The organism is Candidatus Binataceae bacterium, from assembly GCA_035508495.1.
Taxonomy (GTDB): domain Bacteria; phylum Desulfobacterota; class Binatia; order Binatales; family Binataceae; genus JASHPB01.
Genome location: DATJMX010000057.1, coordinates 1 through 13,304 on the forward strand (window position 1 = coordinate 1; position 13,304 = coordinate 13,304).

Here is a 13,304-nt window from a genome sequence, read left to right on the forward strand (position 1 = left end):
TGCTTCGTACTTTCGGGAGTGTTATCACCAATTCTTTGGTCATGGTTCGGTAAACGCGCGATCGTTGGAGACGTCACCGTCTCCGGAAAAGCTCAATACGAGCTGGAACCGGTGGCCAACGGCTGAGTGTTCACACTCGCATGTCGGTTCAAAACAGGAAGGCTTCCTCAATACCCCTCGCGATGAATGACAATCCTTATCGCGCCGCAGATGAGTGTGGGCATGTGCTACGCCTGCCTGCGGCCTCACAGGCAGTAGCAGGTACGGAAGGATTGCTGCTCGAGATCGCAAATCTGCTGGCGATGAAACTCAACCCGGAGTCGTTATTCGAGACGATTGCTGAGGTGCTGGGTCGACTGCTCAAAATCGACCGAGCGAGCCTCGCTATCTACGATCCCAAGCGCGATCGGTTTGAAATTGTTGCATTGGCCCTGCAGCAAGGAAGCCAGATAGGCAAAGGCTGGTTCATCCCACACCGTGGCAGCAGGGTGGGATTGGTTTTCGACTCCGGTCAGGCATCTTGCACGAAGTTGGAGCCGGCGAGTTCATTTTTCGAGGACAAGCCACTGGTTGAAGAAGGGATGCATATTAGTTCGATCATCCCGCTCATAATCGAGGGCAAGCCGATCGGATGTTTCAATGTAAATCGCAAACACGAGGAGCCATTTGATCGCGATGAAATGGCGCTCCTGGTCAGATTCGCGGATCAAATCGCGATTGCGGTGACGAATTCCCGCAAATTCGACGAAATGAGAATCCAAAAAGAGGAACTAGGTCGGCAAAATGAGTATCTATTGGAACTGACCAAGGAATCCTCGAAGACCGACCTTCTCCTTCTCTGTCCTTCATTGAGAGCGGTTCGCGACGGATTAATAACTACTGCCAAAGTAGATGCCACCGTATTAATCACCGGCGAAACCGGCACGGGAAAAGGCGTTCTGGCGCGTGCTCTGCACGACTGGAGCGGCCGGCGCGATCGTCCGTTCGTCGTGTGTGATTGTGCGGCGCTGAGCACCAGTTTGATCGAGACAGAGTTGTTCGGCCATGAAAAGGGAGCTTTCACCGGCGCCAGTTCCCGCCGCATGGGACGCTTTGAACTTGCACATACTGGCACTCTGCTGCTGGATGAGGTGGCAGAGATGCCGCTTGAGGTCCAGTCCAAGCTTCTGGGGGCGCTGCAGGATCGCCAGATATATCGGGTAGGCGGAGCGAATCCGGTCAAAATTGATATTCGAGTGATTGCTGCGACCAACCGCGATCTGCAGGCTGAAGTTGCGGCCGGACGATTTCGACAGGATCTGTATTACAGGCTGAACGTCGTGAGTCTGCACCTGCCTCCGCTGCGCGAGCGAGTGCAGGATGTGCTCGCACTCGCCGACCACCTCATTCAATTCTATGCGCAAAAATTCGCGCGCAATATCTGCGCGCTAAGTCCCGCGGCTCGCGCAATGATCCAGCGTTATTCCTGGCCCGGCAATATTCGGGAACTCGAGAACGTCATTGAGCGGGCCGTGCTTTTGAACATCGGCCCGGTACTCGAGATGGGGAGCGAGTTGGACTCCAATTTGAAATCGAGCAATCCGGAAACCGAAAGTTACTATCACGGTTTCCAACCGGGCATGCTCACTCTCGATCAAATGGAACAGCGCTACATCCGCGAGACGCTGGAGGTCACTGGATGGCGGATTTCGGGACGAAAAGGAGCGGCTGAGATCCTTGGACTGCATCCCAACACACTGCGCAGCAAAATGGAGCGCCTTGGGATCAGGCCTCACAGCGCGACTTGATATGCGTCGAATCAACCTTAATCCCGTTCCAAAACGGGACCGCGTGAGCGTTACCAATCGTCGCGGGAGGATAGCTTTGAAAAACGAGACTCGACTATTACTAGGCGCGGCCCTGATGGTGCTGATCGGAGGCTGCTCCTCCACGACCCCGAATACCGCTGCTCCCGGGTATGCGACCGATTCGGCGGCCGAGCACACAACGCCCAATCTGGATTTCGCGGCGAAGTGTCCCGCCGTCCATTACGAGAAGTTGCAGGCTTGGACAGACCTCCAGGTCATGCAGCAGGAAAAAATCAAGGAAGGAGACATCGCTGCTTGCGAGCAGTGGATAGCCAGGCAGCCGGCTGGATACGTTCCACCCGTGCCGACGGCGCTCGTTCCAGGAGCCACCGCAAATGCACCCTACGAGGGCCGCGGGAACGCAGGCGCCGGACCGGGGGTCGGACCGCCTCCCGCCCAGGTAGCACCCTAGCTCGAGGTAACCGTGGCCTGCAGCTCGAGGCGAATCGGGATGAAGTCCGTTTCGCCGGCACCACGAAGAAGTTTGAGGCGTCTACTGACCTGCTTCTGCCTGCTCGCGTTCTGCGCCGGCTGCTCGGCGCAAGCAACGAAGACTTCCGGGAACTCCATGTCGACGCCGACGGCATCCGCACGCGATGTAACCGACGCGACCCTGTCCGGCCTGTGGACTGGAACCACCTCGACCGGTGGTCTCATCGGGATGGCCGGGAAGACTCGCAAAATCAAATTGCTCCTTCGGCTGACGGGCGACGACCTCACCGGTTCCTATCGTTGTTCGGCAGGTAATTCGCTCTGCCGCAATCTCAACGAAACGGGATCGATCACCGGAACCGCAAACGGAGACGAGGTGAACCTGAATATAACGGTCCTGCCCGACTCATCTAACTGCAGATATACGGGCACCTTAAACTACAATGGAAATGGACAATACACCTGCTATCTACAGGGGCAGATCGTCGAACAGGGTAGTTGGCAAGCAACCAGGTGACTCTGCGAACTTGGCGAAAGATCTGTTTCAACGGCAATTAAACGTCGTCGTGTACGAGTATTACGGACCCGTGCTTCCCGAATTTCACTAAACATTGGGAAATGAGGCCGGCATTCAGCGCCAACGCTTATGCCGGGCTCGTTTACTGCTTAAAGACGACGGGCGGGCCGCTCACGCGCTTTGCCTTGAGCGCGACGCTAACCTCGACACGGTTGGCGATTCTGATGAAGGGGATCCCGCTGTTCATCCCATAGTCTTTGCGGTCGAAGGCCATCGTCCCGGTGATCTCGCCGGACCCTGTACCTCTGCCGGAAACCTCGAGCGTCAACTTTTCGGCTCTGGTGACTCCACGTATCGTGAAATTGCCATCAACTTCAAAAGTGTTGGGGCCGGTCTGTACGAGTCTGGTTGATTTAAACGTAATCAACGGATTCTGCACGACGTCGAAAAAGTCGGAGCCCTTCAACTTGCTATTCTTGAATCCGCTTCCGGTATCCACGCTGGCAGCCTGAATTTCGACGTCCAGAAGCCCTGTAGTCACGTCGGGCGATGTAAATGCGAGGGTGGCGTTCCACTGATCGAACGTGCCCCTGATTTCCACCGATGCCTTTACGTGGAACTTAATCGAGCTCTCTGACCGAGAAATCGCGAAGACCGGGACTCCCTGAGCCAAGGCTAATGAAGGGACAAATACAAACGCCAAGATCCAAATAACAATGTATCGCACGGCGGCCACTGTCGGCCTTGCCCGCTTCATTGTCAATCGCGATCGCTGCCGGGCGCACCCATGACTTCAGCGGCGCGGCCTATCGCGGACACTTCGTGGCATCGTGCGATTGAGGCAGCGCCGTGCAAGCCTTGCCCCATTTCTATTGCACCATCGACAGCGGGGCGGCGATCTTTTCCAGGCTCTGGCGCTCGGCCGCGACGCCGTAGAGCACTTCCATCACCGCTGCGCCGAGCATCAGCACGGCTGCGACCAGATAGCCGTAGTAGAGTTCCGTGCGCGACCCGCTATCGATGAGCCGGCCGAAAAACCATGGCGCGATGATCCCGCCGACTGCGGTGCCGGCCGAGTAAAATATCGCGATCGCGAGCGCGCGCATCTCGAGCGGAAACATCTCGCTGACCGTGAGATAAGCTGAGCTCGCCGCGGGCGAGGCGAAGAAGAATATAACCATCCAAAAAACTGATTGTGATGTGCTTGTCAACGAGCCATGTGCGAACATCCACCCGTTCGCAATGAGCAATACTCCCGAAATCGCGAAGGTACCCGAGATCATCGGGCGGCGCCCGACCGTGTCGAAGAAGTGTCCGAGCGCGACCGGGCCGAGAAAGTTGCTCAGTGCGAATGGCAACAGGTAGAGACCGGTACGGTCCGCCGGCACCGAGTAGTAGCGGTTCAGCACCAGCGCATAGGTGAACAGGATCGCGTTGTAAACGAAGGCCTGTGCGATCATCAGGGACAGCCCGAGAATCGAGCGTTCGCGGTATGTGTGAACGAGCGGCGCAATGATCGCGTCGAGTCCGAATTCCTTGCGCACGTGGATGCGCAGCGGCGGCTCTTCAGGTTCGCCGCGCAGTTGTTGTCCGGTTTCTTCTTTTACGGTCTTCTCGATCTCGCCGACGATTCTTTCGGCTTCATCATTCTGACCATGAGTTAGCAACCAGCGCGGGCTCTCGGGGATGAACTCGCGCATATAAAGGATGACGAGGCCGATCACTGCGCCGACGCCGAAACCGAGCCGCCATCCGAGATTCGCCGCCAGGTATTGCGTATCGAGCAGGATTACCGTGGACGCCGCCCCGGCCGCCGCGCCCAGCCAATAGCTGCCGTTGATCATCAAATCGACGCGGCCGCGAAAGCGCGCGGGGATGAGCTCGTCGATCGCCGAGTTGACGGCGGCATATTCGCCGCCGATCCCCGCACCCGTGAGAAATCGAAAAAGCGCAAACGTCGCGAGGTTCCACGACAGCGCCGTCAGACCGACGCCCACCAGGTAGAGACCGAGGCTGAGGAAAAAGAATTTGCGTCGCCCGAAACGATCCGTCAGATGGCCGAATACGAGCGCACCCAGCACGGCGCCGGCCAGGTAGCACGAACTGATGAAGCCGATCTGTGCGGCCGTGAAATGCAGAACATCGGGACGCTGCAGCACCGCGCTAATCGCGCCCATCAATGTGATCTCGAGCCCATCGAGCACCCAGGTGATGCCAAGCCCGATGATCAGCAGCCAGTGGAACTCGCACCACTTGAGGCGATCGAGCCGGGCCGGGATTCGCGTCTCCAGGATTTCCGGTTGTGACCCGGGTCGTACCTCGGCGGCTGAACTCATGATGCGGCTCCCGCGGATTTTGGCAGCAAGTCCGGTGAAATCAGCAACCCCTGTGCCACGGGCCGATAGTTGCTGGAGCGCTATTACTTACCAAATTCGCCGGCGCGTCGCGCAAAACATCCGCCCATGTAAATTTTGCGGGTCCGAGCCGTCCTTGGTAAATGTTTCATCCACCTGATAGTCAGCAGCTCTCGATTGGAAAAATGTATGGTCGAATCAGGTACGGGTGACAGCCTCGGCGGGAATCATGGATCCCTGGTTGCGCCCGATTTGCTGGCTATTGGCATCTGGGCGCTGGTCGCCGGATGGCTCGCGATCGAACGGGTAAATTTCAATGGAGACGGCCTTCGACACATAGCACCGATATTAGCCGGCTCACATCCATCGCTGGGCGAGGCCCGATGGTTGCTGTTTCCAGCGGTGCTTTTCGCGGCGATTAAGCCCTTGCAGAATATCGGCTTGGTCGATTCAGTCGAGCAGGCCGCGCATGTTTTTGTTGCGCTCGACCTCCTCGCGGGGTTGGCTTATCTATTTCTCCTTCGCCGCTGGTTAATAGCAAGATCGATTAAACCAACAGCCAGGGCGGCGGCATTGTTTTTTGCGAGTATGTGCCGGCCGTTACTGGAGTATCCAAGCAATACGGTAGAGCCAATCATCGCCGCAGCAGTTGCACTTGCGGGGGTTGTGTATCTTGCGTCGCAACCATCTGAGCGTAAGGAGCGAGCCCTCGCCGTAGCGGCGATTGCGCTTTGCCTTGCAACGCTTATTTACCAGGGGATGCTATTAGCGATCGCGCTAGTCCCCTGCGCACTCGGCGATCGACTGCGACTTCGCCGGCAATCGATTGCGATTTTCTTTCTGCTTCTCGCGGCTGCGCCATTAACAATGTTCAGTGCGATCGTGATGTCCGGCCATCCGCCCAGAGCCGCGCTTCACCAGATGCTGACGGGCGAAGCCAATGATCTATACAAAGCGGAAATGAAGTCCAGGACGCGGACGGTTTGGCCCTATTTCGCCGCCGTAACGGTGGGACCAGCCGAAAATATAATTCCGATTCCCGACAATCGCGGCCTCAGTGGCGCGGTCAGGCTAGTCGTTGATCGCGCTGCCACCGGCGAGGGACTCCTCGAGCTGACAGGTATCGTGTTTTCGTTCGCATTGCTTTTGGTGGGCGCGGGAATCGTTGCACGCAATCGAGATTGGCGAATCGCAGTAGCATTCTGTGGAATTCTCATTCTGCCACTGCTTCGCTCCTTCCAGTATTCTTATACAAAATTCTACGTGCTGATGCCGGCGATCGTCGCGCTCGTATTCTCCACGGTGACGCCATTTTTGGTATTAGTGGCCGGCGCTGTTGTGGGAGTTTTCAATACTGTATATATCGGACGGGATATTATCGCGGAACGGCGCCTTGCCAGCGATATTAACCCGCTCTTCGGGATGGTTGACCCTGATTCTTGCTACCTGACAACCTCGTGGTCAGCTCCGACAATGAAATGGCCTGGTTCGACCTGTTCCTTGAACTCGATCCTTTCAAACGACAGCGCGGATCAACCAACGGCGATCGCGCAGTTCAATCGGCAGGCGTTGATTGGCTCGTTGCGGCGATGTTTTTGCGGTTCGCCATTGGTGCTGACCGACGATCTGATCGCCGCGAACAGTGACTCCCTCGCGGAGTTTTCATCTATATACGGACTTCCGCGCGGCGCGATGAACGTAATATTGTGGCAGCCGGACCGCGGTACGGTCTTCTTTGATCACGATGACTTGAGAGTATTCGCATATTCAAAACCAGCCCAGGCAGCTATTTGTGCAAACCTGAAGACACTCGCTCCCGGCCAATAGCCAATTCTAATTCATGCGTATCCTGTTGTTATGCGAAGCTTTCCGGTCGATCGGCGGCGTCCAGGAAGTGGTGGATAACCTGGCTGCAGAGCTGGCAGCGCTCGGCAACGATGTTGCTATTTTGTCAACGCCGTTCGTCGCTGGAGAGCCGCGTACGATCCGATTCAGCGGCGAGTGCCGATACGTCGGGATTCCGAGTCGGCGCCCGGTGACGCTGCGGCATCCGGAGCGCCTCCTGCGGTTGCCGCTTTCTCTCCGGGTGCGCGAACTGTCCAACGCGATCGCCGATTTCAGGCCGACGGTCGTCAGTTCGCATTGCTGGTCGTGGGATCAATTCCCGGCCGTGGTCGCCGCATGCCAACGCGCTCACCTGCCCTTGGTGCATAGTCTTTTCGATTCGTGGGGCAGCGGCACGATGGGCACCGCCGCGCTCAGCGCGCTGCGCGGCGCCGCGGCGCTGACTGCGCTATCGGAAGCAACGCGCCGATTTTTCGAGCCGCTCCTGCCCGAGGCGCGCGATGCACGAGTGATCATCGGCGGCGTCGATCCGACCCTCGCCGAGGCCTCCGTGCCGATGCCCCATCCGCATCCCTATATATTTTGCGCCGCCCGCCTCGATATTCGTCACAAGGCGATCGATTCGCTGATCGAAGCGTTCGCATCGATTGCCAGCGAGCATCGTGAGGTCGATCTGCTGATCAGCGGTGGCGGCCGCGACCGCGAATCACTCGAGGCACTCGCGATTTCATCGGGCGTGGCCGATCGCGTTAAGTTCCTCGGCATCGTCCCGCGCGCAGAGTTGTGGAGTCTTTACAAAGGCGCGACGATCTACGCGATGCCGAGCCGGATGCCCGAGGGCCTCGGTCTGGTATTTCTCGAAGCGATGGCCGCGGGAATCCCCGTCATCGGAACGCGCAGCGGCGGAACACCCGAGATCGTCGAGCATGAGCTGACCGGCCTGCTGATCGGCGAAAACAATTCGCCCGCCGAACTCGCGGCCGCGATGATTCGCTTGCTGCGCGACCCCGAAATGCGCCGCCAGATGGGCCAGCACGCTCGCGAGCGGGTTGCATCGCGCTACTCATGGCGACAATTTGCGGGTCAGTATCTTGAAGTTTTCGCCTCATGCAGTAGAGGTGGAGTCTGAAGCTGATCGCGCCAGGAGAATCTCAATGAGCTCTGACAGTATCGATACCGGCACCAACGATCTTCTCGCAAGCCTCGACAATCATGTCCTGACTCTGACCCTGAATCGGCCCGAGGCACGCAATGCGATGTCGGGTGCGATGACGAGTGCGCTTGCCGAGCAGCTTGCGAAGGCGGAGCTAGATCCTGCGGTGAAGTGCATCGTCCTGACTGGCGCGGGCAAAGGATTCTGCGCGGGCGGCGACGTCAAAGGGATGGCGGCGCGCGGCGACGGCACCGTCGGCGACAATACGATCGACGGCGCGATTCATCGCCAGCGCGTCAACCAGCGTGCGACAGCCGGCAAGCTCTTCAAGATGCCGAAGCCCACAATCGCGTCGCTGCCGGGCGCAGCAGCCGGTGCTGGCCTTTCGCTCGCGCTCGCGTGCGATCTGCGGATCATGGCGAGCACTGCCGTGCTCACGACTGCGTTCGCGCGAGTGGGTTTTTCCGGCGACTACGGCGGGACGTACTTCCTGACGCAACTCATCGGCTCGGCGAAAGCGCGCGAGCTGTACTACCTGTCCGATCGCATCAACGCTCAGGAGGCATTGCGGCTCGGGCTCGCGAACTTCGTATGCGCGCCCGAAGAGCTCGCGGCCAGGACGCGCGAGATCGCGGGGCGCCTCGCGAGCGGACCGACCGTCGCCTATCGCTACATGAAAGAGAACCTCAATCGCGCGATGCACGGCGACGTGGACGATTGTCTCGACCTTGAAGCCACGCATCATGTTCACTGCGGCCAGACCGAGGACCATCGCGAAGCCGCCAAGGCGTTCGTCGAAAAACGCGAACCGGTCTTCAAGGGCCGCTAACAACTTGTGATGGTGTGCCGATGAGCGAGGCATTCGATCAACCGCTTTCGATTTGCGGCGAGTTCCGCCGGCCGCGGCAGATGCTTGCCGACCAATCCTACGACGGACATCTGTCGCTGCACGACGACAAGATGGCGCAGGACCTGGGCTTCCGCGCGGGGCCGATCGAAGGCCCGACCCATTTCAGCCAGTTCATCCCGCTGCTGCATCACATTTTCGGCAACGCATGGTTCGAGCGCGGATGTATCAGCGCTCATTACCAGAGCATGGTCGTCGAAGGTGAGGAGGTCCGCGCGTTTGCCGAGCTATCCAAGAAGGCTGCGCCGATTCATATCTGGGCCGAGAAGCGCGACGGCACTACGGTGCTGACGGGCACGGCCTCGGTCGGTCCAGAATACGGCGAGACTGAAATCGCGAAACGGCTCGCCGCGCTGCGTCCGGCAAGTCAGCTCGTCATCATGCGCGATCTGAATGTCGGTCAGAAAGGCGCGAGTCCCGAGCAGGTGCGCATGGGCTTCGATCAGCACATGGGCAATCAATATCCCTTCTCGCTAAACGACAAGCTCAAGGTCATCACCGAGCCGAGTCCTTGGTACACGAGCGCGGGCGGTGCGGCGTCGCCCTGGGGCCGGGCGATCATTCCGTTCGAGATGATAAGCGTGCTGTTAGGCTACACTTCCGGCAGGGCCGGATTCCGCACCCGCGGTCCTGCAGTCGGACTCTTCGCGGCCCAGGAGATCAAACTCATCAAGGGTCCGCTCTTCGTTGATCATCCTTACGACCTCGAGCGCGAGATCATCGCGCTCAGCGAGAGCAAGCGCACAGAATCGAACTGGGTGCGCACGAAAGTCTATGAAACGAAGACGCGCGAGCTTATCGCGGAGATGATCCTCAACGGCGCGACGTTGAAAAATTCCTACGCGAAGTACGATGAAGAGGCGAAGGCGCTGGGCAAGCATCCCTGACGGGTAACCGTGTGGCCCACTCCATCTCCTCCAGCGCGGCGTCCAGCGCGGCGCGGATCGCGCAGAATGAGTGGCAGGTACATCCTCTCCTCGCCAGCACGCCGGAAGACCTGGCGCCACCAATGTCCCTATCGCTGTTAGCCCAAAATGGGGTGCGCCTCCAGCTCCTCCAGCAGCGCCTTGGCTTCCTTCAAGTCGGCGGTGTCGAAACCTTCGGTGAACCAGTTGTAAATTTCGGCGAGCATCGCACGCGCCTCGTCGCGGCGGTCGGTACTCATCAGCATTCGCGCGAGCGAGGCCGTCGCGCGGAGCTCGAGCGATTTCGCCCCCTGCTGTCGGGCCTTCTTGATCGCGTGCTCGACCGACGCTCTCGCCAGAGCCGGATCGGAAGGATTTTGACCCAGGAGCAACTGGCCGCGAATACGATTAATTTCCGATTCCCAGAAACATTCGCCGCTGCGATGGACCAAGTCCAAGGCGTCGCCGATCGCCGTCAAACCATCCTCGATGCGTCCGGCTCTGAGGCACGCGTCGGCGAGCGTCGCCAGACTGAGCGTGAGAAACAACTCCTCTCGGTTGGCCGCAAGCACATCGGTTTCTTCGCGTATCAGCGCCACTCCCTCCTCCGCTCTTCCAAGCTCGGTTAAGGCCCACCCTTTGACAACTCGCGCATGGCGCACAACGTAGAGGAACCCCACGTCCTCCGCTGTGTTTATCGCGGCCGCGGCGATTTCCAGCGCAAGCTCCGGTTCCAGCATCATGCGATGAACCAGTGCCTTCAAGTACAACGCGAACGCTGCCGACATTGCGTCTCCAAGTTCATTCGCAAGTAAAGCGGCCCGATCCGCGCATCGCCGCGCCGCATCGGGACGACCGCGCAGCCATGACAGTTGCGCCTCCCATCCATGAGCGCATACGGCCGGATGATGAGCGCTGTAGAGCGGGACGACGGCGGAACGAAGCTTCGACTCGAACAGCGCGAGTCCCCGCTCGACATGACGTTGCGAGGCCTCCAGTTCACCGGCGGAAAGCGCCACCGACCAGTCGTGATGAATCGCCTCGAGAAGGAAAACCGGATCGGGGTGGCGATCGACGAAATCCCAGATCGGCTTCTGCCGTTCGCGGGCTTCGCTCAAATTGCCGCCGACGTAGAGCAGTCCAAACAATCCAACCAGGAGCGCGAACTGCTGCTCTGGTGTGGCTCCAGTCTCAGCAAGCCGCTCGGCGCGAAGATAGGCCCGCTCGGTTTCCGGCGCGGCCCACCCTTTGGCGGCCATCAGCGCTGGGCCAAGGTTGGTTTGGAGCGCGAATTCGCGCCGGTCTCGCTCGGGGCTGGATGGCGTGAGTTCAAGTAATTCCAAAGCGGCAGTCAGGTTCCGCGTCGCCTCGCCGTACGCCAGTCGCCCAACGGCTCGGAGACCTGCGCTTTCGAGATAGTCGAGTGCCTTCGCGGAATTTCCGCTGCGGCTGTAATGATGGGCCAGTTCGTCGAGGTAGTCGTCGATTGAATTTGCATACAGCCTCTCGAGAGCCGCACCGATTCGTCCATGAAGCTGTCGGCGCCGTTCCATCAATAACGAGTTGTACGAAACCTCCTGGGTCAGCGCGTGCTTGAAGGTGTATTCAGAATCACCGATGGCCGGCTGCTCGTAGATGAACTCGCCGACCTGGAGGACATCGAGCAGCCGCCTGATCTCGTCATCCGGGATCGAGACCACCGCACGAATCAGCGACAGCGGAAATTCGCGGCCAATTACCGCCAGCGTCTGTAACAGGTCTTTGGCATCCTGCGGCAGGCGGTCGATGCGCGCGGCGAGAATCGCCTGAACTGTCGGGGGAATCTTCAACGCCGCCAACGACCGGGTGAGCTTCACCGCCCCGCCGTCACGCACCAGCGCGTTCTCGTCGAACAGGACCTGTACCGTCTCTTCCATGAAGAACGGATTGCCCTCGGTCTTCTCGACAATCAGCCGCTTGAGCGGCGCGAGTTCGGTACCGTCGCCGAGCAGCGCGGACAACATCTCCTCAGCAGATTCTTTACCCAGCGGATCCAGGCGTAACTGAATGTAGTAAGTCTTGCTGTTCCACTGATGCGAGTACTCGGGGCGATAATTGACCAGCAGCAGGATCTTCGCCGTGCCGATGGATTCTGCCAGCAGGTTCAAAAAGCCTTGCGTCTCCTCGTCGACCCAGTGCAGGTCCTCGAAAATCACCATCAGCGGCTGATTCATCGACTCTCGGAGCAGGATGCGCTTGATCGCCTCGAGCGTGCGCCGCCGGCGCACCTGCCCGTCCATTTGCGCCAGCGGATCGTCGCCCTCGATAATGCCCAGCAGTACGAAAAGGTACGGCAACGTATCTTCAAGCGAACGATCGAGCGTCAAGACCTTGCCGTTGACTTTCTCGCGCCGCGTGCGCACATCGTCATCCGAGGTGATGCGGAAGTAGCCGTGGAGCAACTCGATTGTGGGCAGATACGCGGACGCTTTCCCGTGAGAGACGGAAAAGGTCTCCAGTACCATCCAGCCCGACTGGTGCTTGGCCTTGAACTCAAAGAACAGGCGCGATTTGCCGGTGCCGGCCTCGGCCATCGCGGCGACAATCTGTCCACGTCCAACGCGCGTAAGTTCCGACGCGTCGCGCATCGCCTCCATCTCGCGCTCGCGCCCGACGAACTTGGTCAGCCCCCGCCCCGCCGAGCGTTGCAGCCGCGTGCGCAACGGCCCGAGCCCGGTCACCTCGTAAACATTAACCGGCTCGGTCACGCCTTTTACCTTGGTCGGACCCAGCGGCTTGAGCTGGAAATATCCCTCCACCAGTTTGCTCGTCTGCTCACTGATCGCGATCGAGCCGGTTGGCGCAACGGCCTGCATCCGCGACGCCAGGTTGGTGGTGTGCCCAATCGGCGTGTATTCAACGTGGCCGCTGCCGGTTGAGATCGAGCGCACGACGACTTCGCCGGTGTTCGCGCCGATGCGCGCCTCGATCGGCCTTCCACCATCGGCGACCAGTTTGGCCGAGTAGCGTTTCAGTTCCTCCTGCATCCGCAGGCCAGCGTACAGGGCGCGCTGCGGATGGTCCTCGTGCGCAACCGGCGCCCCGAACAGGGCGAAGATTCCGTCGCCGGTCGATTGCACGATATATCCATCATAGCGCCGCACGGCGTCGATCATCAGCTTGAGCGCCGGATCGACGATCTCGCGCGCCTCCTCGGGGTCGAGGTCTTGCTCCAATTCGGTCGAGCCCTTGATGTCGGCGAACAGTGCGGTCACCGTCTTGCGCTCGCCTTCGAGAATTTCGCCGGTCGTTACTGGGCCAACCCGCAGCGCCGACTCGGGAGTCTCGATGCGGGCCGCTGACGA

Annotated in this window: 12 protein-coding genes; 9 read left to right on the plus strand and 3 right to left on the minus strand. The window is 59.5% G+C overall.

Features of this window, described 5'->3' with window-relative positions; all coding sequences use genetic code 11:
* Positions 1-182: 182 nt before the first annotated feature.
* The 3 genes from VMA09_17945 to VMA09_17955 all read left to right on the plus strand — a co-directional run bounded on the left by VMA09_17945 (position 183) and on the right by VMA09_17955 (position 2,796).
* A complete protein-coding gene (locus tag VMA09_17945; protein HUA35497.1) occupies positions 183-1,787 on the plus strand; it encodes a sigma 54-interacting transcriptional regulator in 1,605 nt (534 codons plus the stop codon).
* A gap of 76 nt (positions 1,788-1,863) precedes the next feature.
* The gene (locus VMA09_17950) at positions 1,864-2,259 is read left to right on the plus strand and encodes a hypothetical protein (protein HUA35498.1); all 396 of its coding nucleotides are present in this window, start codon (positions 1,864-1,866) and stop codon (positions 2,257-2,259) included.
* 39 nt (positions 2,260-2,298) lie between these two features.
* Positions 2,299-2,796: a hypothetical protein gene (locus VMA09_17955; protein ID HUA35499.1), complete on the plus strand. Its 498-nt coding sequence runs from the start codon at positions 2,299-2,301 to the stop codon at positions 2,794-2,796.
* Positions 2,797-2,938: 142 nt separating this feature from the next.
* Here VMA09_17955 and VMA09_17960 read toward each other — a convergent pair whose 3' ends face one another.
* A complete protein-coding gene (locus VMA09_17960) occupies positions 2,939-3,553 on the minus strand; it encodes a YceI family protein (protein ID HUA35500.1) in 615 nt (204 codons plus the stop codon).
* A gap of 112 nt (positions 3,554-3,665) precedes the next feature.
* Positions 3,666-5,132 (minus strand): MFS transporter, encoded by a 1,467-nt coding sequence (locus tag VMA09_17965; protein ID HUA35501.1) that lies wholly within the window; start codon positions 5,130-5,132, stop codon positions 3,666-3,668.
* 207 nt (positions 5,133-5,339) lie between these two features.
* Between VMA09_17965 and VMA09_17970 the strand changes: the two genes are divergently transcribed.
* Genes VMA09_17970 through VMA09_17985 form a run of 4 tightly spaced genes read left to right on the plus strand, consistent with a single transcriptional unit; the run spans position 5,340 to position 9,942 of the window.
* Entirely contained in the window at positions 5,340-6,977 is a 1,638-nt protein-coding gene (locus VMA09_17970; GenBank protein ID HUA35502.1) for a hypothetical protein, read from the plus strand.
* Positions 6,978-6,990: 13 nt separating this feature from the next.
* Entirely contained in the window at positions 6,991-8,124 is a 1,134-nt protein-coding gene (locus tag VMA09_17975; protein ID HUA35503.1) for a glycosyltransferase family 4 protein, read from the plus strand.
* A 25-nt stretch (positions 8,125-8,149) separates the two neighbouring features.
* Positions 8,150-8,977 (plus strand): enoyl-CoA hydratase, encoded by an 828-nt coding sequence (locus VMA09_17980; GenBank protein HUA35504.1) that lies wholly within the window; start codon positions 8,150-8,152, stop codon positions 8,975-8,977.
* A gap of 20 nt (positions 8,978-8,997) precedes the next feature.
* Positions 8,998-9,942 (plus strand): hypothetical protein, encoded by a 945-nt coding sequence (locus VMA09_17985; GenBank protein ID HUA35505.1) that lies wholly within the window; start codon positions 8,998-9,000, stop codon positions 9,940-9,942.
* 137 nt (positions 9,943-10,079) lie between these two features.
* Here the strand turns inward: VMA09_17985 and VMA09_17990 are convergent, their stop codons facing one another.
* Positions 10,080-12,815 carry an AAA family ATPase gene (locus VMA09_17990; GenBank protein ID HUA35506.1) on the minus strand — a complete coding sequence of 912 codons (2,736 nt, stop codon included), beginning with the start codon at positions 12,813-12,815 and terminating at the stop codon, positions 10,080-10,082.
* Between VMA09_17990 and VMA09_17995 the strand changes: the two genes are divergently transcribed.
* Positions 12,736-12,966 carry a hypothetical protein gene (locus VMA09_17995; GenBank protein ID HUA35507.1) on the plus strand — a complete coding sequence of 77 codons (231 nt, stop codon included), beginning with the start codon at positions 12,736-12,738 and terminating at the stop codon, positions 12,964-12,966. The genes VMA09_17990 and VMA09_17995 overlap by 80 nt on opposite strands.
* A gap of 50 nt (positions 12,967-13,016) precedes the next feature.
* Positions 13,017-13,301 carry a hypothetical protein gene (locus VMA09_18000; GenBank protein HUA35508.1) on the plus strand — a complete coding sequence of 95 codons (285 nt, stop codon included), beginning with the start codon at positions 13,017-13,019 and terminating at the stop codon, positions 13,299-13,301.
* The last annotated feature ends 3 nt before the right edge of the window (positions 13,302-13,304 follow it).